Here is a 26,500-nt window from a genome sequence, read left to right as displayed (position 1 = left end):
AAGCCCTTGATTGCGGCTGAGCGTGGCAGGTGGCCGAACGGTCACAGGGGGGCGGCAGAGGGGGCGTCCCCGTTTCACCCGGGTGATATTGACGCGCCCATTTCATCCGGGTATAAATTCGTCCTCACAGCCGGAGTTCCGATCATGTCCGTCACCGCCGAGACCCTCTGCACTGCCTTCCGGGGTGAGCGCCGCATTGCCGCCGGGGACGCGCTGAGCGTGGCGCGGGCGTTGCGGGCGGCGCTGGACGCGGAACCGGACGGGCCGCCGGTGCTGGTGTTCGAGGATGCCACCGGCAAGACGGTCGACCTCGATCTGCGGGGAAGCGACGCGGAGGTCGCGTGGCGTCTTTCCCCGCCGCCGCCTCCCTCGCCGCGGGGGCCGGGGCGGCCGAAGCTGGGGGTGGTGGCGCGCGAGGTCACGCTGCTGCCGCGCCATTGGGAATGGCTGAACGCCCAGCCGGGCGGGGCGTCGGTGGCGCTGCGCAAGCTGGTGGACGAGGCGCGCAAAGGGGGCGAGGCGAAGGACCGCGTGCGCCGGGCGCAGGAGGCCGCCTATCGCGTCATGCTGGAACTGGCCGGCGACCGGCCGGGATACGAGGAGGCGGTGCGGGCGCTCTATGCCGCGGACCGCGCGCGGTTCGACGCGCTGACGGCGGACTGGCCGGCCGACCCGCGCGATTATGCCCGCGCGCTGGCGGCGGATGCGTTTGCCGGCTGAAAAAGAAGCGAGAAGGCGCGCGACCTGCGCGCCCATCGGGTCCGTTCCCGCCGGAAGGAGCGGACCCGTAATGGCCGGCAATCTGGGGCTAGAAGCCTTACAGCGCCTCGGAGTTGGTCTCGCCGGTGCGGATGCGCACGGCCTGGGCGATCTCCAGCACGAAGATCTTGCCGTCGCCGATGCGGCCGGTGTTGGCGGCCTTCTGGATCGCCTCCACCACCTGCTCGTACTGGTCGTCGGACACGGCGACCTCGACCTTCACCTTGGGCAGGAAGCTCACGGAATATTCGGCGCCGCGGTAGATTTCCGTCTGACCCTTCTGGCGGCCGAAGCCCTTGACCTCGCTGACGGTCAGGCCCTGGATCCCGAGCGACGTCAGCGCCTCGCGCACTTCGTCGAGCTTGAACGGCTTGATGATGGCCATAACCAGTTTCATGTGGCTTCCCCTTAAAGCGTTGTTCCGGCCGCGTGTAAGGCTGTGGCCGCCCCGTTGCGGTTCCAGTCCGGCCTGTCACCGTACCGTCCTTCCGCCGATGGCCCAAGCCTGTTCGCGTCGACCGCAAAAATCAACGATTACAAGAATCGTGCCGGTTGAATTGCCCTGAAAGGATGGGATTATGCCTGCCGAATGGGCGCTTAAAAAGGCGGCATCTGCCCAAAAACCGTTCAGCGACAATCTGTCCGGTGGTTCGCTGTGACCGGCCAGGGACAGGACACTGGACAGGACGCGCCCGTACGACAATTGTTTGGTCACGGCTAGCGGCGCCGGCAAGGCTCTTGCGCGGCCGGCGACCGCGCCACAGGCATCGAAGGCGAGAGGGCAACGAGCATCATGGCCGTACCGGGCACCGAATCGGGCAACGCGACCGTCCCGCCGCAGGGCGGCGACATCACCACGGAGGTCGTGGTGCTGGGCGGCGGTCTGGCCGGCCTGACCATGGCGGCGGCGCTGGCCAGCGCCGGCGTGCCGGTGGTCTGCATCGACCAGGACAGCCCCGAACGCATGGGCGGTCAGGAGTTTGACATCCGCACCACCGCGATCTCCTATGCCTCCAAGATGGTGCTGGAGGCGGCAGGAGTGTGGCATCACATGGCCGATCAGGCCGGCCCGATGCTGGACATCCGCATCGCCGACCAGTTCTCGCCCCTGTTCATTCATTACGACCACACCGAACTGGCGATGGAGGGCAAGCACCAGCCCTTCGGCTGGATCCTGGACAACAAGGACATCCGCCGCGCCCTGTTCGCCCGCGCCGCCGAACTGCCGGGCCTGGTCCATCTGGCGCCGGCCAAGGCGGTGACGGTTGAGCGCAAGCGCTCGGGCGTCTCGGTTCGTCTGGCCGACGGGCGCACGGTGCGCGGCCGGCTGCTGGTCGGCGCCGACGGGCGGCGGTCGATGGCGCGCGACAGTGCCGGGATCAAGGTGCGGCGCTGGTCCTACGACCAGAGCGCCATCATCTGCACCATCCGCCACACCGAGCCGAACAAGGGCGTCGCGGTGGAGCATTTCTTGCCTAACGGCCCCTTCGCCGTCCTGCCGATGACGGACAACCGCTGCTCCATCGTGTGGAGCGAGAAGACCTCGCTGGTCGACACCTATCTGAAGCTGCCCGACGACCAGTTCGTCGACGAGCTGCAGCGCCGCTCCGGCGGCTATCTCGGCGAGATCACGCTGCTGACCAAGCGCGAGGCGTGGCCGCTGTCGGTACTGCTGGCCGACCGCTTCATCGCCGACCGGCTGGCGCTGGTGGGGGAGGCGGCGCACGCCATCCACCCGATCGCCGGGCAGGGGCTGAATCTCGGCATGCGCGACGTCGCCGCGCTGGCGGAGGTGGTGGTCGACGCCTATCGCCTGGGCCTCGACGTCGGCGGGCCGGAGGTGCTGGCCCGCTTCCAGCGCTGGCGCCGGTTCGACACCGTGCTGCTGGCGGCGGTGTGCGACGGGCTGGTCCATCTGTTCTCCAACAACATCCCGCCGGTGAAGCTGGCGCGCGACCTGGGCATGGCGGTCATCAACCGGCTGCCGCCGGTCAAGCGCTTCTTCATGAAGCACGCGATGGGCGTGGTCGGCGACCTGCCGCGGATGATCAAGGGACAGCCGCTTTGACGGTTTCCGCCTGACCTTACTTCGGTGGTCTCGCCATTGGTGCTCCTTGGCAGCGGGGGGCGGACGCCTTATGTCCGCCTTACCGCCCGGTCAAGGGATCCCGGGCCACTCCGACCAAGGATGAAGATCGTGCTTCGCCGTCTTTCCCGTTCTCTGCTGACCGGCGCCCTGCTGTCCGCTGCTCTCCTCGCTCCGCTGCCAGCATTGCTTCCCTCCGCCGCAATCGCCGCGCCGGCCACCCCGGTCTCGCTGTCGGCGCAGGATCAGGCGGTCGTCGCCAAGGTGGAGGAGTATCTGAACGGCATCACCACCCTGCAGTCGAAGTTCCTGCAGGTGGCGCCCAACGGGCGGCAGGCGACCGGCACCTTCTATCTGTGGCGGCCCGGCCGGATGCGGCTGGAATATGACAAGCCGCTGAAGGACTTCATCGTCGCCGACGGCAGCTTCGTCTTCTATTGGGACGGCGAGATGCGCCAGCAGTCGAGCGCGCCCATCGGCTCGACGCTGGCCGACTTCATCCTGCGCAAGAACATCCGGCTGTCGGGCGACGTGACCGTCACCGACGTGTTCACGGCCCCCGGCGTGATCGAGGTCAGCCTGCTGGAAAGCAAGGACCCCGGCAAGGGCACCCTGACCCTGGTGTTCGAGGATCACCCCTTCCAGCTGCGCAAATGGCGGGTGCTGGACGCCCAGGGCATGACCACCGAGGTGGCCCTGCTGAACCCGCGCACCGACGTCACCTTCGACCGCGACATGTTCTATTTCAAGGAACCGCAGCGCGGATCGGATTTCGGCCGCAACAACTGACCGGTCCATAGGAGAGCGGGCAACAAAACCCTTCGCCTTCTGTTGTCATTTCGCATGACTGGCAACAGGAGGCGTTCCATGTCCACCGATCAGGCACATCGGACCGGGACCGGCCGGGCGACGGTCGAGCCCGCTGGCCGTCTGCACGGCATGAACAGGGCGCTGGCGCGCAACTGGTGGGCGCTGGCCCTGCGCGGGGCGGCGGCGATCCTGCTGGGGGTGCTGGCCCTGCTGATGCCGGGCGTGACGGTGGCGACGCTGGCGCTGACCTTCGCCGCCTATCTGCTGCTGGACGGCGTCTTCGCCATCCTGGCCGGCATCCGCGCCTCCCGCCACCATGAACGCTCGCTGCCCTTCATTCTGGAGGGGGTGGTCAGCCTGATCGCCGGCATCGTCGCCGCGCTGTGGCCGGCCGCCAGCCTGTTCGCGCTGGTGTTCCTGATCGCGGCGTGGTCGGTCATCACCGGCTTCGCCGAGGTGATGGGGGCGTGGCGGATGGACCGCACCCATGGCAAATGGGCCTGGGGCGTGGCCGGCGTGCTGTCGATCCTGTTCGGGCTCAGCATGTGGGTGCTGCCGGCGCTGGGGCTGCTGGCGCTCGCCTGGGGTGTGGCGGCGTACCTGATCGCCTTCGGCGTGCTGGCGCTGGTGACCGCCTTCCGGCTGCGGCACTGCCATCGGGAGAACGACGTTTCGGGCGGCGACGGGATGAAGCCGGCGGTCTGAGGGAGCGCTCTGAGCAGTGATCTCTTCATTATCCACCGATCGCCTGCCCAGAGGTCGCCGCCAAGTACTCCCCGGCATGTGCTCGCCGCCGGTCAGTCGCGGTCGGGTGCACCGAGCGGGAAGTAGGACCGGTAAGGACGCCCTTCGTCGACGGCGCGCGCGATGGACGGCCGAGCCAGCAGGCGGGCGCGATAGTCCCGCAGCCGCGGGAACTCAGGGCCGATCCGGTGAACCCAGTCGGCATAGAAGAGCGACGGGGCCGCGGCGCAGTCCGCCATGGTGAAGCTTTCGCCTGCCGCCCAGCGCCGGGCCGACAGCCTCTCCTCCAGCCAAGCATAGGCCGTATCGAGATCCCGGCGGGTTTTCTCCTGCACCTCCTCCAGCCGCGTCGCGTCCTTCCGCAGCGATTCGAACACCGGCGCCTGCATCGGCGTCATGATGTAGTTGTCGAAGTAGCGGTCCATCAGCCGGACCTCCAGCGCGGCGTCGCCATCCTCGGGCAGCAACCGGATCGGCCCGGCATGGTGGAGATCCAGATGCTCGATGATGATGCTGGATTCCACGACCGTGTGGCCGTCATCCACCAGAACGGGAAAGCGGCCGAGCGGCCAGAGCGCCGCCCGCTCCGCCGCGGCGCCCGGATCCTCCAGATTCCGATAGGTGAAGGGAATGTCGTTCTCCCAGAGCGCGATCAGCACCTTCTGGGAATAGGACGAGAAGGGATGTGCATAGAGCGTCAGCGACATCGGGGCGCCTCCAACCGCTTGCGATTTGCAAGCAGTTGAAAGCTACCGCGACCGATCCTACTTTGCAAGCGGAAGGAGACCGGTCTTGCAGGACGCACATCGGTCGGGGTGCCCGATCAACCTGACGCTGGAGGTCCTGGGCGACCGCTGGAGCCTGATCGTCATCCGCGACATCATTTTCGGCGACCGGCGCCGCTATCGCGAACTCCTCACCCGTTCGGAGGAAGGCATCGCGTCCAATGTTCTGGCGGACCGGCTCAAGCGGCTGGTCGCAGCGGGCCTGCTGACCAAGGCCGACGATCCGCGTCACCGGCAGAGCGCGATCTACAGCCTGACCGAACCGGCGATCCAGCTTGTACCGTTGCTGGCCCAGATGGGCGCCTGGGGACGGCGGCATGCGCCCGCCTCCAGAGAGTTGTCGATCCGCGCGCAGCTTCTCGAAGAGGGCGGCCCGCCCCTGTGGGACGCGCTGATGGGCGAATTGCGCACACGTCACCTGAATGGCGGGGCAGGCGGCCCGTCGGGCGAGGAGTCTGTCCTGCAGCGCCTGAACGCTGCATACGAGGCGATCCGGCAGGCGCCGGGCTGACGGGCCCGTCGCTCTCCTGTGCGATCGTAAGGCGATCGTATAATTTCCTAGGCGAACAAATTCTGGCAGCCTGAACTCCGGCACGATGTTTGCTGCGCTGCGGCAAAACGGCTGCGAGGGGCTGTGTCATGACGCCGCACCGACCGACTATTGGGCACACCGGCGACCGATCCGGCGGCCGCTGCACAGGATCCGTGCAACACAACATCCTGGCCGCCGCCGCGTCCGGGGTGTCCGGCTTCATCGCCGCGCAGGGCGGCTGCCCCGACCGAGTGTTCCACCGCGCCGGCGTGGAGGAGCGGGCGCTGGGCCAGCCGACGGTGGCGCTCGACCTCCGCGCCTATGTGGCGATGATGGAGGTGGCAGCGGCGGAGACCGGCAACGACAATTTCGGCCTGCTGTACGGCCGGCAGTTCCAGCCGGAGATGCTGGGGCTGATCGGCTCCATCGCGCTGGCGGCGCCGACGCTGGGGGCCGCGCTCGACCATCTCGCCCGGCTGTTTCCCTTCCACCAGCAGGCGACCGAGACGCGCTTCGTCCGCGAGGGCGAACTGCTGCGGCTGGAATACCGCATCCTCGACGGCCGCATCGTCGAGCGGCGCCAGGATGCCGAACTGACCATGGGCATGTTCGCCAATGTGGTGCGCGCCTGCCTCGGCCCGGACTGGATGCCGGAGGAGGTGCATTTCGAACATCCCAAGCCGGAGGGGTGGCGCCAGCATCAGGCGCTGTTCGATGCGCCCGCCCATTTCGGCCAGCGCACCAACGCCATCCTGCTGCGCGACCGCCATCTCGACCGCCGCATGCCCGGCGGCGACATGGCGCGGCTGTCCGGGCTGTGCGGCACGCTGATCGACATCGCCCGCGGCACCGGCACGCCGCCGCTGCTCGACCGGGTGAAGGCGGAGGTGCGGGCGCGGCTGCCGGAAGGCCCGCCCTATGTCGAGGACATCGCCGACCGGCTGGGCATCGCCCGCTGGACCCTGCAACGCCGGCTGGCCGACGAGGGGCTGAGCTTCTCCGATCTGGTGGAGGGGGTGCGGCGCGATCTGGCGGCGGTCTACATCCGCCAGCGCAACGTCCCAATCGCCGACATCGGCGCCCTGCTCGGCTATTCGGAGGTCAGCGCCTTCAGCCGCGCCTTCCGCCGCTGGTTCGGCGCCTCACCGGCGAAGATGCGGGGGATCTGATCGGGCTCAGATCCCGACCTCCACCGCCGCGTTGACGACGTAGATCTGCTCGTTGCGGTCGTTCTTGTCGGCCAGGAAAATGCCGCTCGGCGCCAGCATTCCGCCGCTGGTGACGTGGATGCTGACGGCGCCATAGGGGAAGACGGCCTTCACCGCCTCGTGGTCCAGCCGGTCGGCATCGGCCGGCACGGCGAGATGGACGCGTACCTGCATCCGGCTGGTGTCGCCGTCGACCAGGGCGCGCATGCCGGGCATGGAGTTGCGCTCTATGGCGTTGCGAACGGCGCGGACGGCGGCCTTTGTCACGTCCTGGCCGTGCAGATCCACCCCCATGCCGAGTTCCACGAACATCACCTGTTTCATCGCGTCGGGCCTTCCCATGGCTGTCGGTCGATTGGGATGATGCCGCGGGGACGCAGGCAGGGCCAGGGGGGGGCGGGGGGAATTTCGGGGGGTGGAAGGCGGTGCCCCCCACTTTACCCCGCACGAATTTCCGTCACGCCTTCGAGCGGATTTCGCCGTCCATCCGGGCGCCGTTGTGGTGGTGGGCGCCGGAGAAGGCGCGCTCCAGGCGGCGGGGCGCGCGGATCAGGTGGAGGTAGAGTTCGTCGAACTGGCCGACGGAGGCGAGCTGGCGCACGTCGTTGACGGTGATCCGCTGTCCGTTCAGCTCGATCAGGCCGCTGTCGCGCAGCCGACGCAGGGTGCGGTTGATGTGGACGATGCTGAGACCCAGCGCGTCGGCCAGGATCTCCTGCGTCACCGGCAGCACGAAATGCCCGTCGGTCACCATGTTGACGACGCTGAGGCGGCGCAGAAGCTCGACGATCAGATGGGCGGTGCGCTCCAGTGCGGTGCGCCGGCCCAGGCTGAGCAGCCGTTCGGCGACGATGGCCTCCTCCCGCGCGCCGGACCAGGCCAGCGCGGCGGCGAGGCGCGGGAAGGACCGGAACAGCTCGCCGATCCGCTCCGGCGGGAAGCTCGCCACCTCGACCGGGGTCAGGGTGGTGACGCTGTGGTCGGCCGATTCGAACAGGGTGCAGTACATGCCGATGAGATCGCCCGGCAACACGAAGTTGACGACCTGTCGCCGCCCGTCGGGCAAGGCTTTGTGGCGGATCGCCCACCCCTCCCGCATGATGCGGACGTCGCGATATCTTTCGCCCTGCTGGAGAAGATCGGTGCGTGGCGACACGCGGTCGATCGTCCTTTCCAGATCGGCAAGATACATCTTTTCCTCATCCGACAGGACGAGGTAGCTGCTCAATTTGAGCCACAATGGAGTGGGTTCGAGGGCGCGGCTCGCCAGGGCGCGAGTCATGGTCGTCTCTTTGCCTTCTTTGTCCTAATATTGGCGTTTCGATAAACGGGCGCGCCGTTGAACCGGTTCCGCGAGGTCTCGAACGTTTAGGGTTTTCAGCAAAGGCGGCCACAACATAGGTTAATCGGCCGAATATTTTTCTCGAACGGTCTGTGACGCGCAGCCGACCCGCGTGTTGTTCCCTATGCAATTGGACCTACCGGCGGTTTTGGCCCGGTGAAATGGCGAACAAACGAAGCGGGGGGCATGATGACGGCGGAGGAAGAGGCGGCAGGGCTGGCCGCTCTTTCGGTTTGTGAATCGTTGGTGATTGCGATGGTGGAAAAAGGCCTGTTCACGGCCGATGAGGCGCGGGGCGTGCTCGAGGATGCGGCGGCGGCACATCAGCGGCAGGAAGTGCCCCCACCCGGCAGCCGGCATCAGATGGCGGTGCGCATCATCGAACGGCTGGCCCAGCAGGTGGACGCGGCCGGTCAATACAGCCGCGGCTGAAACCCGCCGGCGGACCAGCGCGATCAGTCCTGCAGGATGGTCGAATCGCGCCGGTCGCCGGTCTCTCGTCGTTCGGCCGGCGGGTCGAGCAGGGAATCGCTCAACAGCTGCGCGACCTCCTTGGCGGCGATCGGCTTGTGCAGGATGCGGTAGCCGCTGGCCTCCGCATCGGCGATGCGCTCGGGCGCGGTGTCGCCGGTCAGCACGACGCTGGCCGGGGCCGGGAACCCCCGTTCCCGCAGGGCGGCTTCGACCGCCTGGATGGCCTCCAGCCCGGTGGCGCCCGCTTCCAGCCGGTAATCGGCGATCACCAGATCGGGCGGGCGCGGCTGGTCCCGCAGCAGGCGGAGCGCATCGGCGGCGCTGTCCGCCGCGGTCGCGCGCCAGCCGAAATCCTCGATCAGCAGGGTCAGCCCCTCGCGCACCAGCGGGTCGTCGTCGATGACCAGGGCGGTGCCGCGTCCGGGCTCCGGCGCCTGTTCCGCATCGGGCGCCCCGGACACCGCCTCGACCGCCGGCAGGGCGGAGGTGGGAATGTCCAGCGTGAAGCAGGACCCCTTGTTCGGCCAGGACGCGACATGCACCCGATAGCCCAGCAGCCGCGCCAGCCGGTCGACGATGGCCAGACCCAGCCCCAGCCCCTTGCCGCGGTCGCGGGTGGGATTGGAGATCTGGTAGAATTCGTGGAAGATCCGCTCCAGATGCTCGGGCGGGATGCCGATGCCGGTGTCGTAGACCTGGATGCGCAGGGCGCCCGGACGATGGCGGCAGCCCAGCAGGATGCGGCCGTGGTCGGTGTAGCGCAGCGCGTTCTCCACCAGATTGCGGATGATCCGCTCCAGCAGCGCCGGGTCGGCGTTCAGCGTCACGTTGGTGGGGACGCTGCGGAAGGCGACGCCCTTCTCCGCGGCGCGCAGCCGGTATTCGCCTTCCAGCCGGGCAAAGATGGTGCCGAGCGACACCGCCTGGATGTTGGGGGACACCGTGCCGGCATCCAGCTTGGAGATGTCCAGGATGGCGTCGAGCAGGCGGCACAGCGCGTCCATCGACGCCTCGATGCTGCCGACCAGCGATGCCGCCGGATGGTCGCCCAGCCGGATCGCCAGGGCGGAGGTCAGCAGGACCAGCGATTGCACCGGCTGGCGCAGGTCGTGGCTGGCCGCCGCCAGGAAATGCGTCTTGGCGGCGTTGGCGCGCTCCGCCACCATCAGCGCCATCACCGCCTCCTGGCGCGAGCGCTCCTCCTCGTTGCGGGCGCTTTCGGCCTCGGCGCGGGCCTGTTCGGCGCGCTCGGCGAGGGTGCGTTGGATGGTAATCTCCTCCGCCGCGCGCATCTCGCGCTCGCGCTGGATCGCCGCGATGTGGTCGAGCATGGCGTTGAAGCCGCGCGCCAGGGCCGAAACCTCGTCGTTGCCGCGCACCCGGGCGCGCTGCCCGGTGAAACCGTCGGTGGCGATGGCGCCGGCCAGCCGTTCCAGCTCGCGCAATGAGCGGGTCATGTGGTTGCCGACGGCGCGGCTGCCGATATAGATCGCCAGCAGGGCAAGCACGGCCACCAGACCATAGGCGGGCAGCATCCAGGACAGAAGCGCGGTGGTCGGCGTTTCCGGCGCCTCCAGCCGCAGCTTCAACCCCAGCTTCGCCAGCCGGTCGGGCACCGTCAGCGGCACCGTTACCGCCATCCTGTCGGACGGCACCGGCGGGGGCGGCGCAGTGCCGTGGAGAAGCTCCGCCTCCGGATGCAGGACCAGGGAGTCGAGCGGCACCTTGTAGAGCAGCGCGCCCTCCGGCGAGGCGGTGCGGGAATAGATCAGCATCTCCGCCGCCAGCAGGAACTGGGTATCGCCCTGCTGCACCACCCGGGCGGCGGGCTTGCCGGCGGCGATTGCGGCGCGCAGCCAGGCCATGTCGGCCGGCGCGATGGCCAGCGGGGCGGCATGCCGCCCGTTGTCGGCGATCGGCTCCCCTTCGAAGTCGGTGAAGACCAGCGCCACCGGCACGCTGGCGATGTGGTTGAAGCTGCGCAGGAAGGGGATCAGGTAGGTTTCCTTCCCCGCCGAATCGACCAGTGCCGTGGCGAGCACGCTGTTGTCCGCCAGTTCGCGCACCGTCGTCACCAGCGTGGACAGCAGCCCTTCGGTCTGGCGGGCGGCGAGGCTGGCGTTCGCCTCCACATTGGCGTGATGCTGGCGTGCCAGATGGCGGCTCGACACCAGATACAGGCTGGCGCCGATCAGGATGGCGATCAGCACGCCCAGCGCCAGCGACACCAACGCGAAGCGGCGGGCCAGCCGTCCGGACGTCAGCATCCGCTGGGCGGTGCGGGGTATGGTGCCATTGTGGGGGGAACCGGTGTGGTTTGGATCGGTCATCCGTGTTCTCAATCCACCGGAACCAGCACGCCGTCGGTGCGGAAGCGGGCCATCAGCAGGTCGCCCGGCCCCAGCGCCTCGTGCCGGCCGGGGGCGAAGGGGCGGTCGTAGTCGCGGGTCACCCCGTGATAGGGGCCGACCTGTTCCAGCGCGTCGCGCACGGCGGCGCGGTCGGTGGTGCCGGCGCGGTCGATGGCGAGCGCCAGGATGCGGGTCAGGTCATAGGCGTGCAGGAAGCCCACCGGCGACACGATGTCCTCCGGCCGCTGGATGTCGAACAGGCGCCCGGCGGTCTCCAGCACCGGAGCCAGCCTTTCCTTGGGGATGCGGAAGGGGCTGAAGGTCTGGATCACGCTGAAATCCACCTCCTGCAGGGCCGGCCCGGCCTGTCCGACGAAATCCCCGCCGGTGACGCCCCAATGGCTGAGGATCGGCAGCCGCCGCTGCGGCGGCAGGGCGGCAACCTCGCGCACCAGCACGGCGGCCTCGTCGTCGTTGGCGACCAGCAGGATCGCCTGGGCGCCGGCGTCGGCCAGCGCCTGGTACTTGGCGATCAGGCTGCGGTCACGCCAGTTGTACCAGGCGGTGCCGACCAGATCCGGCGTCCTGTGCCCGGCGAGGTAGCGGTTGGCCGCCTCCAGGTTGGAGCGGCCCCAGGCGGTGTTGGTCAGCAAGAGCCCGACGCGGGTCAGGCCGCGGTCGGCGGCGCGCTTCAGCAGGAAGGGCATCGCCAGACCGTCGCGCAGCGACAGGCGGAAGATGTAGTTGGGCTCCATTCCGTTGTCGACGATGGCGTCGGCCGACGACCAGGGGGCCAGGAACAGGGTGCGGGTCTGTTCCAGCACCGGCAGTTCCTCGATCACCACCGGGCTGAACCGGCCGCCGAAGACGGCGACCAGATCGGGGATGGTGGCCAGTTCCCGGATGTTCCTGATGCCGCGGGCGGAGATCGAGCGGTGTTCGCGCTTGATCAGCGTCAGCGGACGCCCGCCCAGAACACCGCCGGCGCGGTTGATGTCGTCGATGGCGGTCAGGATCCCGCGCTCGATGGATTCGGCCGAGGTGCTGTTGGTCAGCCCGAACTCGCCGTCCAGCGCCAGCACCACCGGTTCCGGGGCCGATGTTGCGGCGGCAGCGGCCGGCACTGCCACAAGCGAAAGCGCGAGGGCAAGCAGAATCAGGATCGGATGGAGCAGGCGGAGGGCTGCGGAAAACATTGGCCGTCGTTCGATGGGGTCGGCGGACGGAAGATTTGGCTCCCGCGCGCGTAACGCGGCACTATGGGTGGTGGGGGCTGGCGGGGTCAATCTGCCCTTCGGCCGAGCAACGCAGGCGTAACATCTGTGACGTTGCCGCGAATTGCCTGTCGGCAGCCCTCATTATTATCGTTGGAGGCAAAATTACGCATGGCATGCGCCGCCCCGCGGTGCGCGGCGCATGCCTGTCGGGTGGATCGGACCAGCTTGCTCAGACCAGCTTGGCGGTCAGGCTGATCTGGGTGCCGGCCAGCGCCTTCGACACCGGGCAGTTGGCCTTGGCGCCGTTCGCCTGCTCCTGGAAGGTGGCGTCGTCGATGCCGGGGATTTCCGCCTCGCACTCCAGCTCGATCCGGCTGATGGCGAAGCCGGCGCCGGCCTTCTCCAGATGCACCTTGGCGGTGGTGTGGACACGGGTCGGCGCATGCCCGGCCTGCGAGAGCCCGGCCGACAGCGCCATGGAGAAGCAGCCGGCATGCGCCGCCGCGATCAGCTCCTCAGGGTTGGTGCCCTGGCCGTTCTCGAACCGCGACGGGAAGGAGTAGCTGCCTTCGAAGGCGCCGCTGCCCAGCCGCATCTTGCCGCTGCCCGATTTCAGGTCGCCGCGCCATTCGGCGTCCGATTGCCGCATCGCCATGGTCATGTTTCCCCTTGCTTGTCATGGACGGACCGGCCCGCCGCCATCGCGGGGACCGGTCGAGCCTGACCTAGGGCCATCGGGCGCGGCGGCCAGCCGCATACTCCCTTCGCGCCGCCTTCGTGCCGTTGACTTTACAGCCAGTCGGGCACGCGCTCGGCCGCCAGCATCTCCTCCACCGTCGGGCGGGGGCGGATGACGGAGAAGCGGTCGCCGTTGACCAGCACCTCCGGCACCAGCGGCCGGCTGTTGTAGGTCGAGGCCATCACCGCGCCATAGGCGCCGGCCGACAGGAAGGCGACGAGGTCGTCGTCGGCCAGCGGCGGCAGCGGGCGCTGCACGGCGAAGGTGTCGCCGCTCTCGCACACCGGGCCAACCACGTCGTAGGGCTCCTGTGCTGCGCCGTCGGCCGGCTCCGCCACCGGGACGATGCCGTGATAGGCGTCGTACAGCGACGGGCGGATCAGGTCGTTCATTGCCGCGTCGACGATGGCGAAGCGGCGGTGCAGCCCCTGCTTCACATAGATGACGCGGCTGACCAGGATGCCGGCGTTGCCGACCAGCGAGCGGCCCGGCTCCAGCGTGATGCGGCAGCCGAGATTGCCGGTGATCGAGCGCACCATCGCGGCATAATCGGCCAGATCGGGCGGCGCCTCGTTCTTGTAGGTGATGCCGAGCCCGCCGCCGAGGTCGAGGCGCTGGATGTCGTGCCCGTCCTCGCGCAGCTGGTGCAGCAGGGCCGCGACCCGCTCGTAAGCCGCCCGGAAGGGGGCGAGGTCGGTCAGCTGCGAGCCGATATGGACGGCGATGGCGACCGGCTTGATGCCCGGCAGGGCCGCGGCGCGGCGGTAGATCTCGCGCGCGTGGTCATAGTCGATGCCGAACTTGTTCTCTTTCTTGCCGGTGGCGATCTTGGCGTGGGTCTTGGCGTCGACGTCCGGGTTGACGCGGAAGGCGATGGGAGCCTCCACGCCCATGGACGAGGCGACTTCGCTCAGCGCCTCCAACTCCGGCACCGATTCGACGTTGATCTGGTGGATGCCGGCTTCAAGGGCAGCGCGCAGGTCGTCGCGGGTCTTGCCGACGCCGGAGAAGACGATGCGCTCCGCCGGGATGCCGCCGGCCAGCGCCCGCTTCATCTCGCCCACCGACACCACGTCGCCGCCGGCCCCGAGCCTGGACAGGGTGCGGATGACGGCAAGGTTGGAGTTGGCCTTCAGCGCGTAGCAGACGCCGGCGTCCTGGCCGGCGAAGGCGCCGGCATAGGCGTTGTAGTGCGATTCCAGCGCCGCGGTGGAATAGAGGTAGAAGGGGGTGCCCACCTCCCGCGCCACATCCTCCAGCGACACGGATTCGGCGTGCAGAACGCCGTTGCGGTAGGCGAAGACGCTCATCGGGGAACCATTCGGCGATCCGGTGCGGGCGGTCATGGGAACTGGACTCCGGAACCGGCCGGCTTGCCGGGCTTCGGGTCCATAGAGGGGTTGGGGTAGGTGCGCGGGAAGGGATCGACCTGACCTTCCGGAACCGGGCTGTCGACGAATTTCGGCTTCTTGCCGCAGCCGGCCAGCGCCAGGGCGCCGGTCAGGGCGAGGATGGTCAGGGTCAGACTGCGGTTCACAGGAAACGCTCCCGGGCGGCCTTCACCGCCTCCTGCACGCGGACGGGGGCCGGGCCGCCGAAGCTGGTGCGGCTGTTCAGCGACGCCTCGATGCTCAGCGCCGGATAGACGGCTTGCGTGATGCGCGGCTCGATGGCCTGCAACTCCTCCAGCGTCAGGTCGGTCAGGCCGACGCGCCGGTCCTCCGCCGCCTTCACGGCGCGGCCGGTGACGTGATGCGCCTCGCGGAAGGGCATGTCCAGTTCCCGCACCAGCCAGTCGGCGAGGTCGGTGGCGTTCAGGAAGCCGCGGTCGGCCGCCTCGCGCATCGCCGGGATGTTCGGCTGCATGTCACGCACCATGCCTTCCATGGCGGCGATGCAGAGCGCCAGCGTGTCGTCGGCCTCGAACACCGGTTCCTTGTCCTCCTGCATGTCCTTGGAATAGGCCAGCGGCAGGCCCTTCATGGCGATAAGCAGGCTGTTCAGGCTGCCGATCACGCGGCCGGCCTTGGCGCGCACCAGCTCCGCCGCGTCGGGGTTCTTCTTCTGCGGCATGATGGAGGAGCCGGTGGTGAAGGCGTCGGTCAGCTTGATGAAGCGGAACTGGGCCGAGCACCAGATCACGATCTCCTCGGCGAAGCGCGACAGGTGCATGGCGCAGATCGACGCCGCCGACAGGTATTCCAGCGCGAAGTCGCGGTCGGACACCGCGTCCAGCGAGTTGGCGGTCGGCCGGTTGAAGCCCAGCGCCTCCGCCGTCATGAAGCGGTCGATGGGGTAGGGGGTGCCGGCCAGCGCCGCCGAGCCCAGCGGGCATTCGTTCAGCCGGCAGCGGGCGTCGCGGAAGCGGCTGCGGTCGCGCCCGAACATCTCGACATAGGCCAGCAGGTGGTGGGCGAAGCTGATCGGTTGCGCCGCCTGCAGGTGGGTGAAGCCGGGCATCACCGTTTCGGTGTGCTGCTCCGCCAGATCGATAAGCGCGGTCTGCAGCGCGGTCAGACCGGCGATGGTCCGGTCGATGGCGTCGCGCACCCACAGCTTGAAGTCGGTCGCGACCTGGTCGTTGCGCGAGCGGCCGGTGTGCAGGCGCTTGGCCGGTTCGCCGATCAGTTCGGCCAGCCGGGCCTCCACATTCATGTGGATGTCCTCCAGCTCCACCTTGAAGGTGAAGGTGCCGGCGTCAATCTCTGCCTTTACGCGGTCAAGGCCGTCGATGATGGCGTCGGCGTCGGCCTGGGTTATGATGCCCTGCTTGGCCAGCATCGCGGCATGGGCCTTCGACCCGGCGATGTCCTGGTCGGCGAGCCGCTTGTCGAAGCCGATGGAGGCGTTGATCTTCTCCATGATGGCGGCGGGACCGCGTGCGAATCGCCCGCCCCACATCTGGCTGGCGGCGGGTGCGGCGGCGGAATTCGGCGGGGTCTGATCGGCGCTCATGGGGACGTATACCGGGGCATTCGGGTGAAGGGGAGCGAGGAAGCGTGAGTATGCGGACTTTGGCGGCGGTCGCAACGGTTTGTGTGTGCATGGCCGGGGCCGGCCTGTGGTGGAGCGCCGGTGCGGCGCCTGCCGCTCCCGAGGTGGTGCGGCTGGGCGCGGCGGATGCCGCTACGCCGGTCGCCTCCACCGGCGCCGACAAGCTGGAGAAGTTCAAGGGGGCGGAGCCCAAGCCGATGCCGGCGCTGTCCTTCGTCGATGCCGTGGGGCGGCGGGTCGATCTGGCCGATTTCAAGGACCGGGTGATCCTGCTGAACCTGTGGGCGACCTGGTGCGGGCCTTGCGTGAAGGAAATGCCGTCGCTCGACCGCCTGCAGGGCCAGCTGGGCGGCGACGCCTTCCAGGTGGTGGCGCTGTCGCTGGACCGCGGCGGCCGGACGGCGGTGGAGCCCTTCTACAAGAAGACGGGGGTGGAGCATCTGGCGGTATTCCTCGATCCTGGATCCCAATCGATGAAGACGCTGACGCTGCGCGGCCTGCCCACCACCATCCTGGTCGATCCGGAGGGGCGTGAGCTTGGCCGCGTCGAAGGGGCGGTGGAGTGGGATTCGCCGGAGGTCGTCGCCTTCCTGCGCCAGTTTCTCGGTCATGGCGGCAATGGGGGCGGCGGCCCGGCGCGCGACCGTGGCGGGGTGATGAAGACCGGCGGCTGACGATTCCGTGGCCTTGGGGTAGAGTGTGGCGATGACCGTCCGCCTGTCCCGAGCCAATCCATGACGCAACCCGCCTCTGCCGGTCCCAAGCGCTACACCATCGGCCCCGGCATCGTGATGATGCGGCAGGGGGAGCGCGCCGACCGGGCGTGGCTGATCGAATCCGGCGAACTGGAGGTGCTGCTGACCCTGCCGGACGGCGGCACCCGGCGGCTGAGCGTCGTCGGCAAGGGGGCGGTGGTCGGCGAGATGGCGCTGATCGACGATGGCGAGCGCAGCGCCACCGTGCGGTCGCTGACCGAAGTGTCCTGCGTCGAGGTGACGCGGGACGCCTTCCAGGGGTTGCTGAAGCGCAGTCCGCCGCTGGCGTCCTTCCTGCTGCAGAGCCTGATCGCCGCCATCCGCCGCGACTATGGCCTGCCGGCGGTCGAGCGGTACGGCAATGCGGTGGATTTCCGCTCCACCAACTCGTTCCAGAAGGTGGTCGACCGCCGGATGATCCGCGAGGGGCATGTCTTCTTCGGCCCCAACGAGCCGGTGAACGCCGCCTACCTGATCCAGTCCGGCCGCGTCGCGCTTCGCCCCGGCCGCGGCACGCTGGGCGACGACATCGCGACGCTCGGGCCCGGCCGCCTGTTCGGCGAGATCTATCTGCTGACCGGGCGCCAGCCCGACGTCACCGCCGTGGCGGTCGCCGGCGGCATCTGCGAGGTCATCGACAAGCGCAGCTTCGAGGACGCGGTGATGGCGATGCCGCCGATCCTGAAATCGCTGGCCCGGATCTACATCGCCCAACTGACGAAGAAGGCGGCCGCTCCTGCTGGCCCGCCCCCGTCTGCCGAGAAGGCCGGCTGAATCGGGAATTGGAATTGGTGCTGGATTAGGCGCTGGATTTGCCGGGGCTTCTGGTGGAAAACAGCGCCTTCGCGATTTTTGCGGCGCTCCGGCCCCATCGGGGGGCGTGCGCCATTCAGGGAGACAGCATGTTCACTGCCGCCAGCTTCCGCGTCGGCGACCGCGTGACGATCCGCAGCGGCCAGTCCATTCCGCAATCCATCGCGACGGTGGAACGCTACAAGGAGGGCGGGCGCTGCATGATCCTGTCCGACGGCAGCGAATGGCGCGCCGACGGGCGGCGCCAGTGGGGGTTCCGCGGCAGCTATTACAAGGGTCCGGTGGTCGAACCGTTCGAGGCCGGCGACGACGAATTCATCGCCCGCCGCCGCGCCATCGGCGCCCTCCGCAAGTTCGGCGACGGCCTGACCATGGACTCTCCGCTGACCACCGAGGCGCTGCAGCGGATTCTTGAGGTGGTGGATCGCGAGAAGGCGGCGGCCGGCAAGCAGGGGTGAACCTTCAGCCTGCCAGCGTCATGCCCATTTCCCAGAAATCGGCTTCCAGTCGGCAGGCCTGACGGAAGACGGTCAGCAGACGGGGGAAGCGCGCCTCCGTCATCCCGTCCGCCGCCAGCCGGTCGAGATTCTCCCGCGCCGCCTGCGCCACCTCCTGATAGGCCTCGCCTGCATATTCGGCGATCCAGACGCGATAGGGATTGGTCTCGTCCAGCGCGCCGGGCAGCGCGGCCAGCCGGCGGCCGATCTCGGCATAGCCGATGACGCAGGGGCTGAGCGCCACATGCAGGTCCAGCAGGTCGCCGCGCAGGCCGGTTTCCAGCACATAGCGGGTGTAGGCCATCGTCGCCTTGGCCTCCGCCGCCTGTTCCAGCTCGGCGGCCGGCAGGCCCCAGCCGGCGCACAGGCCGACATGCAGGTCCATCTCCACGTCGAGGATCGCCTTCAGGCCGTGCAGAGACGCCCGCATCTCGCGCAGGTCGCGGCCCTTGTAGATGGCGAGCGCATAGGCGCGGGCGAAATGGATCAGGAACAGGTAATCCTGCACCAGATAATGCCGGAAGCACGCCTGCGGCAGCGTCCCGTCGCCCATCCCGCGCACGAAGGCGTGGTCGACATAGGCCGACCAGTCCGGCCGCGCCTCGGCGACGAGCCGGTCGAACAGGTCGGGGCTGCGGGTGTGGGCGGTCATGGCTGCGGTCTCCGGTGTCGCTGACGGAATTGGGCGGAGGACACTCTACCCGCTATTCGCCGGCCCGCTATTCACCAGTTTGCAGCAAGGCCCCGCGCACGCGCGCCCGATGGAAGGCGTAGAGGAACACCGCGATGCCGCCCGCCATGTAGACCAGGTTCAGCCCGACCGCCCAGGCCAGATGGTCCCAGCGCAGGACGCCGTCGAACACCAGCGCCCGCATGCCCTCGAACACATGAGCCGACGGCAGGGCCAGCGCCACCGGCTGCAGCCAGGCCGGCAGCACCGAAACCGGGTAATAGACGGCGCTGACCGGAGCCAGCATGAAGACGACGATCCAGGCCAACCCCTCCGCCCCCATGCCGTAGCGCAGGATCAGCGCCACGATCAGCAGACCCAGCGACCAGCCCAGCACGATCAGGTTGGCGAAGAAGGCGGCCAGCGGCAGGCCCAGCGCGAAGACCGAATAGCCGAAGAAGGGAATCGCCAGCGCCGCCGCCGGCAGCACGCCGATCAGGGTGCGCAGCAGGCTCATGGTCATCAGCGCCGTCACCCATTCGCCGGGCCGCAAGGGGCTGACGAACAGATGGCCGAGGTTGCGCGACCACATCTCTTCCAGGAAGGAGATGGAGACGCCGAGCTGGCCGCGGAACAGCACGTCCCACAGCAGCACCGCGCTGACCAGCACGCCGGCGCCCTGCGCCACCCAGCCGCTGCCGCCGCCGCTGGTCGAGGCCATGAACTGGTTGATGTAGCCCCACAGGATCATCTGCATGGTCGGCCAATAGGCCAGTTCCAGGATGCGCGGCCAGGACCCACGCAGCAGGTACCAGTATCGCAGCACCATGGCGCCGACCCGGCGCAGCGAGAAGTCGGCACGGGGGATCGCCACCTCATTCGGCTGCATCGGCGGTCTCCCCGGTGAGGGTGCGCCCATCGGGTTCAACGCCGCCGGATGCGCGGGCGATATCGAGGAACACCTCCTCCAGCGTCTGGCGGCCATAGCGGGCGACCAGGGCGGAGGGGGCGCCGCGGTCGACGATCCGGCCCTGCCGCATCATCAGCACGCCGTCGCACAGCCGCTCCACCTCCAGCATGTTGTGGGAGGCAAGCAGGATGGTGGCGCCGGTGCGCAGGCGGTACCGCTCAAGATATGTGCGGATCCAGTCGGCGGTGTCGGGGTCGAGCGAGGCCGTCGGCTCGTCCAGCAGCAAAACTTCCGGATCGTTGAGCAAAGCCTTCGCAAGGGCAACGCGGGTTTTCTGCCCCGCAGACAGCCCGCCGGACGGGCGATCGAGAAAACGCGACAGGTCAAGATGCTCGGCCAATTCTTGGACGCGCTTTTTGACGCATGTCAAACCGTAGAGGTGGGCATAGACGGTAAGGTTCTCCCGCACCGTCAGCCGATGGGGCAGCTCGACGTAGGGGGAGGAGAAGTTCATGCGCGGAAGCACGGCATGCCGGTGGCGCGCCATGTCGACGCCCAGGATCTCCACCGTCCCGGCCGTCGGCAGCAAAAGCCCCAGCAGCATCGAGATGGTCGTCGTCTTGCCCGCCCCGTTGCCGCCGAGAAGGCCGGTGACGCTGCCGCGCGGCACGGTGAAGGCGATGGCGTCGACCGCCGTCACCTCCCGCCCGTCCGGAGTCGGGAAGCGCTTGGTCAGCCCGTCGGCCCGGATGGCGGACGATAAGGCGGTCGAGGGGCGGGACGTCATGGTTGGCTCGGTCATGATCTGCTCGGGCATGGGCACAGAATATGGCGGCGTCCGCCGCAACCGCCAGGGGCATACGATCCAGATGCATGCAGGCCGGGGACAAGGATCATGGTGACGATGGCCAGCACGCTGACCGCGCCGTTCCCGGTCGCTCCGCCGCCGCCGCAATGGGCGCAGCCCGACGGCCGCATCACGCTGCGCACGCTGATCCTGATCCGCTGGGTCGCGGTGCTGGGGCAACTGGCCGCGGTCGCCTTCGTCAATCTCGGGCTGGGCTTCCCGCTGCCGCTGGGGCCGGTGCTGGCCGCCATCAGCGCGTCGGCCCTGCTGAACGTGGTGGCGATGGCCCAGCGCGGCGGCCGGCTGCGGCTGGCCGACCGCGACGCGGCGCTGTATCTCAGCTACGACATGCTGCAGCTGACGCTGCTGCTCTATCTGACCGGCGGGTTGAGCAACCCCTTCGCCATCCTGCTGCTGGCGCCGATGACCGTCGGTGCGGCCATCCTGTCGCGCTACAGCACGGTGCTGCTGACCGGGCTGAACCTGATCTGCCTGACCGCGCTCGCCCTCTGGCACTTCCCGCTGCCGTGGGAGGAGCCGGTGCGCTCGATGGCGCCGCTCTACGCCTTCGGTGTCTGGCTGTCGCTGTCGGTGTCGTCGGTCTTCATCGCCGGCTACGTCTTCCGCGTCGCCGCCGAGGCGCGGCGCTTCGCCGACGCGCTCGCCGCCTCGCAGGTGGCGCTCGCCCGCGAACAGCGGTTGGGGGCGCTGGGGGCGCTCGCCGCCGCCGCCGCGCACGAGCTGGGCTCGCCGCTCGGCACCATCGCCGTGGTGGCGAAGGAGCTGGCGCGCGACCTGCCGCCCGACAGCCCCTATGGCGAGGATGTCGAGCTTCTGCAGAGCCAGGTGATGCGCTGCCGCGAGATCCTGGCCGATCTGGCGCGCAAGCCCGAAGCCGACGGCGGCGACCCGTTCGAACGGCTGCCGCTGACCACGCTGATCGAGGCCGCCGCGGCGCCCCATCGTCTTGGACACATCGACTTCGTCGTGGAACCCCACCCGGTCGGCGAGGCGGAGGAGCCCTTCCTGCGCCGCAGCCCGGAGATCATCCACGGCATCGGCAACTTCATCCAGAACGCCCACCAGTTCGCCCGCCACAAGGTGACGGTCGCCGCCGCCTGGGACGGGCGCGGCGTCACCATCACGGTGATGGACGACGGTCCGGGCTTCCCGTCCCATCTGCTGGGCCGCATCGGCGAGCCGTACCTGTCGGTGCGCGGCGAACGCTCCGGCCCGAAGGGGCAGACGGGCGGCGGCCATATGGGGCTGGGCATCTTCATCGCGCAGACGCTGCTGGAAAAGACCGGCGCGACCGTGCGCTACAGCAACAATCCGCCGGACAGCGCTCCGCCCGCTGACCAGACCGCCGGCGGGCATCCCAACCAGGGCGGAACGGGTGCACGGATTTCCGTGCGCTGGAAGACCATCAACGCCAAGAAATGAGGTTTCACGGTGGACACCCTCAAAACAACCGATGACCTGCTGTCGGGCGATGCCGTCAAACTGACATTCACTGGCGACGTCACCCGCAGCCTCCTGATCGTCGACGACGACGCCCCCTTCCGCACGCGGCTGGCCCGCGCCATGGAGAAGCGCGGCTTCAACGTCGTCGCGGTCGACTGCGTCCAACTCGGCATCGAGGTAGCGCAGGAATCCGCCCCTGCCTTCGCGGTGGTCGATCTGCGGCTGGGCGACGGCAACGGGCTGGACGTGGTGGCGGCCCTGCGCGACGCCCGCCCCGACGCCCGCGTCGTCATGCTGACCGGCTACGGCAACATCGCCACCGCCGTCGCCGCGGTGAAGGCCGGCGCCGTCGATTACCTGCCGAAGCCGGCCGATGCCGACGCGGTGGAGTCGGCGCTGCTGGCCGACGGCCGGCCGCTGCCGCAGCCGCCGGAAAACCCGATGTCGGCCGACCGCGTCCGCTGGGAGCACATCCAGCGCGTCTTCGAACAGTGCGACCGCAACGTCTCCGAGACCGCGCGCCGCCTGAAGATGCACCGCCGCACCCTGCAGCGCATCCTGAACAAGCACGCCCCGCGCGCCTGACGATCCGCGGCTTCGGCGAGAAACGCGAACGGCCCGCCCCCCGAAGGGAGCGGGCCGTTCGCATGTCTGGCCGGGGCACCGCTCAGGCGGTGCGGTCTTCCGTCCGGCAGGTCTTGATGCCGAGCGGCAGATAGGCCGGGCAAAAGCCGACGACGGCGGTCAGCAGCGGCACCAGCCCGACCAGTCCCCACAGGGTTTGCGGCCCGACGACGGTCAGTGAAATCAGGATCAGCCCGACGATGGCGCGCAACGCGCGATCCACCGGGCCCATATTGACGCAAAACATGGCGGCACCTGTCGTTTCTGACGATGATGACACCGGTCTACGCCTTTGACCGCAACCGGTCTGTGACGGAGTCACACTGCAGGCGGTATGGAATCCGGGCCATGCTCAGCTATGCGGATGGGATTCCAATTGAACTGGAGGCATGTGGTCTTCCAGCAATTCGATCATCCGGCGCTCAACCCGCAGCAGCGCTTCGCGCGTGTGCAAATCATGGCTCTCACGGCTAAGAGTGCGGATTTGCCGGATCGCGCAGACGGTGGGGGTATCCTGACGGTGCGGCATGATGACTTCTCCGTCCAAAGTATGAACGTACCCTATACAATCTAGCTGATTAACAATATCAGGGTCTATGCCTACGGTAAAGTACGTATAGGCTAAAAGGCATATTTTCCGGATCACCCGATGTCCAGCAAGGCCGCCGGGTCGAGCACCTGGATGCGGCCGCGGGACAGCGCCACGAAGCCGCGGCGCTCGAACTCCTTCAATTGGCGGCTCACCACCTCGCGCGCGGTGCCCAGTTCCACCGCCAGCGCCTGATGTGTGGTGTCGAGGCCGCCCGTGCCGTCGCGGCGGTCGGCCAGGAAGCGGGCGAGGCGCAGGTCGACGCGGCCGAATGCGACCTCCTCGATCAGCATCATCATGCCGGTCAGCCGGTTGCCGAAGGAGGCGAAGACGAAGTCGCGGAAGGCGGCGGAGCGCGCCACCAGATCGTGGAAGGGGCCGGCCGCCAGCGCCACCGCGTCGATGTCGGTCTCCGCCACCGCCTCGGCGCTGTAGGGCTTGTCGGTCAGCAGGCAGGCGGTGGTGACGATGCAGGTCTCGCCGCGGCCGACGCGGTACAGCACGATCTCGCGTCCGGTCTCCGACGCCATCTGCACCCGCACCGCGCCGTCCAGCACCATCAGGAAGGTGTGACAACGGTCGCCGGCGCGGAACAGGACGGTTCCGCGCGGAACGTTCACCCGCCGGCCGGCGTTGGCGAGATGGGCGGCCTGATCCGGGTCAAGCTTCGCCAATGTCGGGAAAAGCGCCGGGATTTCCGCGGTCCAGCCGGTGCGATCGAACGTCATGGAACCTGTCCTTCCGAGTAACCCCCATTATCACCGGTCCTGCTTCGACGGTCCATACTGCACTGCAACAGGGTCAGGAAGGCTACCCACTGCGCGCCCATTGCTCGCCTCATGCACTGGATGGCCGATGCAACGGCTGGACTAACACTGCGTTTCAGCCAATCGGACGAACCGCCGAGCCTGCCCGCCGGACAGCAGCCGCTGCCCGGAATGGAGGATCGGACCAACGGACGGTCCTATGGCCGCGCTTCTGGTCGTTACGCGAGGAGGACCCTTTGGCCACCCAGGAACTTCAGGAACAACCCCGACGCAATACCCCTGAGTCTCGGCGGGGCTCCGGTTCCGCCTCCCCCGGAATCTCTTACGATCTGTCGGCCAGCGCCGCCAGTGCCGTGCGCCGGACAACAGGCCTGCTGCGCCGGCACAAGCTGCTGATCGGCACGGTGATCGTGCTCGGCACCGGGCTGGCGGCCCTGATCGCCTTCCGGATGACGCCGCTCTACACCGCCGAAACCCTGATCATGGTCGAGCACCGCAAGAACACCGTCCTGAATTTCGAGGGCGTGGTGTCCGACATGACTCCCGACATCAGCGCGCTGCAGAGCGAGGTCGCGATCCTGAAGTCGCCGGCCTTCGCCGAAAAGGTGGTGACCAAGCTGAAGCTGATGAACGATCCGGAGTTCAATTCGGCGCTGCGTCCGCCGCCGCCCGGATGGCTCGCCGCGCTGAATCCGCGCAACTGGATCCCCGACAGCTGGAAGCAGAGCAGCGGCGTGCCGCTGTCGCCGGAGGAGGTCGAGCGCAACCAGATGACCTCGGTGGTCAATGCGGTGCTCGACAACACCTCGGTCCGGCCGCAGGGACGCTCCTACGTCATCGCCGTCAGCTTCGACAGCGAGGACCCGCGCAAGGCGTCGCTGATCGCCAACACCATGGCCGACCTCTATCTGGTCGACCAGCTGGACGAGAAGTTCAAGGCGTCCAAGCGGGCCACCCAGTGGCTGGAGGAACGGCTGGCCGACCTGCGCAAGGAGGCGCAGACAACCGGCGACGCGGTGGAGAAATACCGGACAGAGCATGGCCTGACCACCTCGTCCAACAACGAGAGCACGGTTGTCGGCCAGCAGCTGAGCCAGCTCAACACCGACTATATCCTGGCCCGCACCAAGCGGCAGGAGGCGGAAACCAAGCTGCGCGACGTCACCGCGATGGCGAATTCGCCGCGCGGCGCCTCGGCGGTCGGCGACGTGCTGGGCTCCCCGCTGATCCAGGCGCTGCGCGAGCGTGAGGTCGATCTGCAGCGCCAGATCGCCGACGCCACCAACCGCTACGGCGCCAAGCACCCGATGCTGCAGGCCCTGCAGAGCCAGCTGCGCGACCTGCAAGGCCAGATCAAGGCCGACGTCGGCAAGATCGTCTCCAACCTCAGCAACGAGGTCGAACTGGCGAAGGGCCGCGAGCAGGCGCTGAAGGCCAGCCTGGATCAGGCCGAGGTCAAGCAGAACCAGCAGCAGCAGGCGACCGTCGGCCTGCGCACGCTGGAACGCGACGCCAGCACCGCCCAGGCGATGTATGAATCCCTGCTGACCCGCTCGCAGCAGATCGCGGCGCAGACCGACATGCGCCAGCCCGACGCCCGCGTGGTGTCGGAGGCGGCGATCCCGCTCGACCCGTCGCAGCCCAACCGCAAGCTGATCCTGCTGCTGGCGCTGGTGGCGTCCGGCACGCTGGGCGTGCTGCTGGCCATGCTGCGCGAACGGGCCGACGGCGGTTTCCGCAGCCCGCACCAGTTCGAACTGGCGACCGGCGTGCGCAGCCTGGGCATCGTGCCGCGCATCCCGCGCTTCGGCGGTTCGCCGGCCGCCTATGTGGTCGACAAGCCGATCTCCGCCTTCGCGGAATCGATGCAGAACCTGCGCACCTCGCTTCTGCTCGCCAATCCCGACGGGCGGCACCGGGTGATCCTGTTCAGCTCCTCGGTTCCGGGCGAGGGCAAAAGCTCCGTCGCCGCGGCCTTCGCCCGCACCTGCGCCAATGCCGGCCAGCGGACGATCCTGGTCGATTGCGACCTGCGGCGGAAGAGCCTGCACGAGATGCTGGGTCTGTCCAACAACCGCGGCCTGTCGGAGGTGCTGGCCGGCACCGCGGCGCTGGAGGACGCGATCCAGGTCGATCCGCGCACCGGCCTGCACGTCATCGTCGCCGGCCATGGTCCGTCGCTGCCGCAGGATGCCCTGGGGTCGTCGGCCATGCACCAGCTGCTGTCGCGCCTGTCGGTCAACTACGACCGCATCGTGCTTGATTCGCCGCCGGTGCTGGCGGTGTCGGAAGGCAAGCTGCTGGCGGCGCTCGCCGACCAGACCGTCTTCATCGTCCGCTGGGGCATGACCAAGCGGGGCACCGCCATGGCCGGCCTGAAGGAGGTGATCGAGGCCGGCGGCGAGGTGGTGGGCGTCCTGTTCAGTCAGGTCGATACCCGCCGCCATGCCCAATACGAGTTCCCGGACAGCGGACGCTACCACGGCTACCGCCGCTACTACGCGAACTGAGAAAGACCCTTCT

General features: G+C 68.5%; 29 protein-coding genes. 13 read left to right on the top strand and 16 right to left on the bottom strand.

The genetic code is table 11. From position 1 onward, the window contains the following. Positions 1–144 precede the first annotated feature (144 nt). Positions 145–720, top strand: a complete 576-nt coding sequence (locus PWS46_RS24610) for a DUF2239 family protein (protein WP_434624288.1) — start codon at positions 145–147, stop codon at positions 718–720. A gap of 97 nt (positions 721–817) precedes the next feature. Here PWS46_RS24610 and glnK read toward each other — a convergent pair whose 3' ends face one another. Further along, complete coding sequence (glnK, locus tag PWS46_RS24605; protein WP_014189833.1) at positions 818–1,156, bottom strand: P-II family nitrogen regulator; 339 nt, start codon at positions 1,154–1,156, stop codon at positions 818–820. Positions 1,157–1,552: 396 nt separating this feature from the next. Between glnK and PWS46_RS24600 the strand changes: the two genes are divergently transcribed. The 3 genes from PWS46_RS24600 (at position 1,553) to PWS46_RS24590 (ending at position 4,360) form a co-directional block, all read left to right on the top strand. After that, positions 1,553–2,827, top strand: a complete 1,275-nt coding sequence (locus PWS46_RS24600; RefSeq protein ID WP_434624286.1) for a UbiH/UbiF/VisC/COQ6 family ubiquinone biosynthesis hydroxylase — start codon at positions 1,553–1,555, stop codon at positions 2,825–2,827. A 120-nt stretch (positions 2,828–2,947) separates the two neighbouring features. Continuing rightward, on the top strand, positions 2,948–3,634 hold the full coding sequence (locus PWS46_RS24595) for a LolA family protein (protein ID WP_434624284.1): 687 nt from the start codon (positions 2,948–2,950) through the stop codon (positions 3,632–3,634). A gap of 78 nt (positions 3,635–3,712) precedes the next feature. After that, positions 3,713–4,360 carry an HdeD family acid-resistance protein gene (locus PWS46_RS24590; RefSeq protein WP_434624282.1) on the top strand — a complete coding sequence of 216 codons (648 nt, stop codon included), beginning with the start codon at positions 3,713–3,715 and terminating at the stop codon, positions 4,358–4,360. 92 nt (positions 4,361–4,452) lie between these two features. Here the strand turns inward: PWS46_RS24590 and PWS46_RS24585 are convergent, their stop codons facing one another. Beyond that, positions 4,453–5,106: a glutathione S-transferase family protein gene (locus PWS46_RS24585; protein ID WP_434624280.1), complete on the bottom strand. Its 654-nt coding sequence runs from the start codon at positions 5,104–5,106 to the stop codon at positions 4,453–4,455. An 85-nt stretch (positions 5,107–5,191) separates the two neighbouring features. On the opposite strand from PWS46_RS24585, the gene PWS46_RS24580 reads away from it, so the two are divergent. After that, positions 5,192–5,695 carry a winged helix-turn-helix transcriptional regulator gene (locus PWS46_RS24580; RefSeq protein ID WP_434624278.1) on the top strand — a complete coding sequence of 168 codons (504 nt, stop codon included), beginning with the start codon at positions 5,192–5,194 and terminating at the stop codon, positions 5,693–5,695. 194 nt (positions 5,696–5,889) lie between these two features. Then, a complete protein-coding gene (qhpR, locus tag PWS46_RS24575) occupies positions 5,890–6,885 on the top strand; it encodes an AraC-like transcriptional regulator QhpR (protein WP_434624276.1) in 996 nt (331 codons plus the stop codon). A gap of 6 nt (positions 6,886–6,891) precedes the next feature. On the opposite strand, the gene PWS46_RS24570 is transcribed toward qhpR, so the two are convergent. Then, positions 6,892–7,248, bottom strand: a complete 357-nt coding sequence (locus PWS46_RS24570; RefSeq protein ID WP_434624273.1) for a Lin0512 family protein — start codon at positions 7,246–7,248, stop codon at positions 6,892–6,894. A gap of 133 nt (positions 7,249–7,381) precedes the next feature. Next, positions 7,382–8,206 carry a Crp/Fnr family transcriptional regulator gene (locus tag PWS46_RS24565; RefSeq protein ID WP_434624271.1) on the bottom strand — a complete coding sequence of 275 codons (825 nt, stop codon included), beginning with the start codon at positions 8,204–8,206 and terminating at the stop codon, positions 7,382–7,384. A 246-nt stretch (positions 8,207–8,452) separates the two neighbouring features. Here PWS46_RS24565 and PWS46_RS24560 point away from each other — a divergent pair, with 246 nt between their 5' ends. Beyond that, the gene (locus PWS46_RS24560; protein ID WP_434624269.1) at positions 8,453–8,698 is read left to right on the top strand and encodes a hypothetical protein; all 246 of its coding nucleotides are present in this window, start codon (positions 8,453–8,455) and stop codon (positions 8,696–8,698) included. Positions 8,699–8,721: 23 nt separating this feature from the next. On the opposite strand, the gene PWS46_RS24555 is transcribed toward PWS46_RS24560, so the two are convergent. The 6 genes from PWS46_RS24555 to argH form a co-directional block, all read right to left on the bottom strand. After that, on the bottom strand, positions 8,722–11,070 hold the full coding sequence (locus PWS46_RS24555) for an ATP-binding protein (protein ID WP_434624267.1): 2,349 nt from the start codon (positions 11,068–11,070) through the stop codon (positions 8,722–8,724). An 8-nt stretch (positions 11,071–11,078) separates the two neighbouring features. Then, the gene (locus PWS46_RS24550) at positions 11,079–12,287 is read right to left on the bottom strand and encodes an ABC transporter substrate-binding protein (protein WP_434624265.1); all 1,209 of its coding nucleotides are present in this window, start codon (positions 12,285–12,287) and stop codon (positions 11,079–11,081) included. A gap of 250 nt (positions 12,288–12,537) precedes the next feature. Then, positions 12,538–12,963, bottom strand: coding sequence for an OsmC family protein (locus PWS46_RS24545; protein WP_434624263.1), 426 nt, complete (start codon positions 12,961–12,963; stop codon positions 12,538–12,540). 134 nt (positions 12,964–13,097) lie between these two features. Next, a complete protein-coding gene (gene lysA / locus PWS46_RS24540) occupies positions 13,098–14,357 on the bottom strand; it encodes a diaminopimelate decarboxylase (RefSeq protein ID WP_434624411.1) in 1,260 nt (419 codons plus the stop codon). A gap of 32 nt (positions 14,358–14,389) precedes the next feature. Beyond that, on the bottom strand, positions 14,390–14,584 hold the full coding sequence (locus PWS46_RS24535) for a hypothetical protein (protein ID WP_434624261.1): 195 nt from the start codon (positions 14,582–14,584) through the stop codon (positions 14,390–14,392). Further along, entirely contained in the window at positions 14,581–16,002 is a 1,422-nt protein-coding gene (gene argH / locus PWS46_RS24530; protein ID WP_434624259.1) for an argininosuccinate lyase, read from the bottom strand. Before argH ends, PWS46_RS24535 begins: the two co-directional genes overlap by 4 nt. 89 nt (positions 16,003–16,091) lie before the next feature. On the opposite strand from argH, the gene PWS46_RS24525 reads away from it, so the two are divergent. From PWS46_RS24525 to PWS46_RS24515, 3 genes are all read left to right on the top strand, one after another. Continuing rightward, positions 16,092–16,715 carry a TlpA family protein disulfide reductase gene (locus tag PWS46_RS24525; RefSeq protein WP_434624257.1) on the top strand — a complete coding sequence of 208 codons (624 nt, stop codon included), beginning with the start codon at positions 16,092–16,094 and terminating at the stop codon, positions 16,713–16,715. 60 nt (positions 16,716–16,775) lie between these two features. After that, positions 16,776–17,570 (top strand): cyclic nucleotide-binding domain-containing protein, encoded by a 795-nt coding sequence (locus PWS46_RS24520; protein WP_434624255.1) that lies wholly within the window; start codon positions 16,776–16,778, stop codon positions 17,568–17,570. A 128-nt stretch (positions 17,571–17,698) separates the two neighbouring features. Continuing rightward, complete coding sequence (locus PWS46_RS24515) at positions 17,699–18,067, top strand: hypothetical protein (protein ID WP_434624253.1); 369 nt, start codon at positions 17,699–17,701, stop codon at positions 18,065–18,067. 4 nt (positions 18,068–18,071) lie between these two features. Here the strand turns inward: PWS46_RS24515 and tenA are convergent, their stop codons facing one another. From tenA to PWS46_RS24500, 3 genes are all read right to left on the bottom strand, one after another. Then, positions 18,072–18,758 carry a thiaminase II gene (tenA, locus tag PWS46_RS24510; protein WP_434624251.1) on the bottom strand — a complete coding sequence of 229 codons (687 nt, stop codon included), beginning with the start codon at positions 18,756–18,758 and terminating at the stop codon, positions 18,072–18,074. Between the two features lie 67 nt (positions 18,759–18,825). Then, positions 18,826–19,665 (bottom strand): ABC transporter permease, encoded by an 840-nt coding sequence (locus PWS46_RS24505; protein WP_434624249.1) that lies wholly within the window; start codon positions 19,663–19,665, stop codon positions 18,826–18,828. Then, positions 19,652–20,473 carry an ABC transporter ATP-binding protein gene (locus tag PWS46_RS24500; protein WP_434624247.1) on the bottom strand — a complete coding sequence of 274 codons (822 nt, stop codon included), beginning with the start codon at positions 20,471–20,473 and terminating at the stop codon, positions 19,652–19,654. Before PWS46_RS24500 ends, PWS46_RS24505 begins: the two co-directional genes overlap by 14 nt. Positions 20,474–20,581: 108 nt before the next feature. On the opposite strand from PWS46_RS24500, the gene PWS46_RS24495 reads away from it, so the two are divergent. Beyond that, positions 20,582–21,976, top strand: coding sequence for an ActS/PrrB/RegB family redox-sensitive histidine kinase (locus PWS46_RS24495; RefSeq protein ID WP_434624245.1), 1,395 nt, complete (start codon positions 20,582–20,584; stop codon positions 21,974–21,976). Between the two features lie 9 nt (positions 21,977–21,985). Beyond that, the gene (locus PWS46_RS24490; protein WP_432264223.1) at positions 21,986–22,582 is read left to right on the top strand and encodes an ActR/PrrA/RegA family redox response regulator transcription factor; all 597 of its coding nucleotides are present in this window, start codon (positions 21,986–21,988) and stop codon (positions 22,580–22,582) included. Positions 22,583–22,664: 82 nt separating this feature from the next. Here the strand turns inward: PWS46_RS24490 and PWS46_RS24485 are convergent, their stop codons facing one another. The 3 genes from PWS46_RS24485 to PWS46_RS24475 form a co-directional block, all read right to left on the bottom strand. After that, the gene (locus PWS46_RS24485; protein WP_434624243.1) at positions 22,665–22,868 is read right to left on the bottom strand and encodes a YgaP family membrane protein; all 204 of its coding nucleotides are present in this window, start codon (positions 22,866–22,868) and stop codon (positions 22,665–22,667) included. 105 nt (positions 22,869–22,973) lie between these two features. Beyond that, on the bottom strand, positions 22,974–23,150 hold the full coding sequence (locus PWS46_RS24480; protein ID WP_434624241.1) for a hypothetical protein: 177 nt from the start codon (positions 23,148–23,150) through the stop codon (positions 22,974–22,976). A gap of 113 nt (positions 23,151–23,263) precedes the next feature. Beyond that, positions 23,264–23,938 (bottom strand): Crp/Fnr family transcriptional regulator, encoded by a 675-nt coding sequence (locus PWS46_RS24475; RefSeq protein WP_434624239.1) that lies wholly within the window; start codon positions 23,936–23,938, stop codon positions 23,264–23,266. A gap of 392 nt (positions 23,939–24,330) precedes the next feature. On the opposite strand from PWS46_RS24475, the gene PWS46_RS24470 reads away from it, so the two are divergent. Then, positions 24,331–26,487, top strand: coding sequence for a GumC family protein (locus tag PWS46_RS24470; RefSeq protein ID WP_434624237.1), 2,157 nt, complete (start codon positions 24,331–24,333; stop codon positions 26,485–26,487). Positions 26,488–26,500: the final 13 nt, after the last annotated feature.

The organism is Azospirillum sp. B2RO_4 (assembly GCF_051124815.1).
GTDB lineage: Bacteria > Pseudomonadota > Alphaproteobacteria > Azospirillales > Azospirillaceae > Azospirillum.
Note: the sequence above shows the minus strand (reverse complement) of the source record. Positions and strands in the feature narration are given on the sequence as shown.

Coding starts and splice junctions, on each gene's coding strand:
- PWS46_RS24610 (WP_434624288.1), top strand. CDS start 145: ATGTCCGTCACCGCCGAGACCCTCTGCACTGCCTTCCGGGGTGAGCGC.
- glnK (WP_014189833.1), bottom strand. CDS start 1,156: ATGAAACTGGTTATGGCCATCATCAAGCCGTTCAAGCTCGACGAAGTG.
- PWS46_RS24600 (WP_434624286.1), top strand. CDS start 1,553: ATGGCCGTACCGGGCACCGAATCGGGCAACGCGACCGTCCCGCCGCAG.
- PWS46_RS24595 (WP_434624284.1), top strand. CDS start 2,948: ATGAAGATCGTGCTTCGCCGTCTTTCCCGTTCTCTGCTGACCGGCGCC.
- PWS46_RS24590 (WP_434624282.1), top strand. CDS start 3,713: ATGTCCACCGATCAGGCACATCGGACCGGGACCGGCCGGGCGACGGTC.
- PWS46_RS24585 (WP_434624280.1), bottom strand. CDS start 5,106: ATGTCGCTGACGCTCTATGCACATCCCTTCTCGTCCTATTCCCAGAAG.
- PWS46_RS24570 (WP_434624273.1), bottom strand. CDS start 7,248: ATGAAACAGGTGATGTTCGTGGAACTCGGCATGGGGGTGGATCTGCAC.
- PWS46_RS24565 (WP_434624271.1), bottom strand. CDS start 8,206: ATGACTCGCGCCCTGGCGAGCCGCGCCCTCGAACCCACTCCATTGTGG.
- PWS46_RS24560 (WP_434624269.1), top strand. CDS start 8,453: ATGATGACGGCGGAGGAAGAGGCGGCAGGGCTGGCCGCTCTTTCGGTT.
- PWS46_RS24555 (WP_434624267.1), bottom strand. CDS start 11,070: ATGACCGATCCAAACCACACCGGTTCCCCCCACAATGGCACCATACCC.
- PWS46_RS24550 (WP_434624265.1), bottom strand. CDS start 12,287: ATGTTTTCCGCAGCCCTCCGCCTGCTCCATCCGATCCTGATTCTGCTT.
- PWS46_RS24545 (WP_434624263.1), bottom strand. CDS start 12,963: ATGGCGATGCGGCAATCGGACGCCGAATGGCGCGGCGACCTGAAATCG.
- lysA (WP_434624411.1), bottom strand. CDS start 14,357: ATGAGCGTCTTCGCCTACCGCAACGGCGTTCTGCACGCCGAATCCGTG.
- argH (WP_434624259.1), bottom strand. CDS start 16,002: ATGAGCGCCGATCAGACCCCGCCGAATTCCGCCGCCGCACCCGCCGCC.
- PWS46_RS24525 (WP_434624257.1), top strand. CDS start 16,092: ATGGCCGGGGCCGGCCTGTGGTGGAGCGCCGGTGCGGCGCCTGCCGCT.
- PWS46_RS24520 (WP_434624255.1), top strand. CDS start 16,776: ATGACGCAACCCGCCTCTGCCGGTCCCAAGCGCTACACCATCGGCCCC.
- PWS46_RS24515 (WP_434624253.1), top strand. CDS start 17,699: ATGTTCACTGCCGCCAGCTTCCGCGTCGGCGACCGCGTGACGATCCGC.
- tenA (WP_434624251.1), bottom strand. CDS start 18,758: ATGACCGCCCACACCCGCAGCCCCGACCTGTTCGACCGGCTCGTCGCC.
- PWS46_RS24505 (WP_434624249.1), bottom strand. CDS start 19,665: ATGCAGCCGAATGAGGTGGCGATCCCCCGTGCCGACTTCTCGCTGCGC.
- PWS46_RS24500 (WP_434624247.1), bottom strand. CDS start 20,473: ATGACGTCCCGCCCCTCGACCGCCTTATCGTCCGCCATCCGGGCCGAC.
- PWS46_RS24495 (WP_434624245.1), top strand. CDS start 20,582: ATGGTGACGATGGCCAGCACGCTGACCGCGCCGTTCCCGGTCGCTCCG.
- PWS46_RS24485 (WP_434624243.1), bottom strand. CDS start 22,868: ATGTTTTGCGTCAATATGGGCCCGGTGGATCGCGCGTTGCGCGCCATC.
- PWS46_RS24480 (WP_434624241.1), bottom strand. CDS start 23,150: ATGCCGCACCGTCAGGATACCCCCACCGTCTGCGCGATCCGGCAAATC.
- PWS46_RS24475 (WP_434624239.1), bottom strand. CDS start 23,938: ATGACGTTCGATCGCACCGGCTGGACCGCGGAAATCCCGGCGCTTTTC.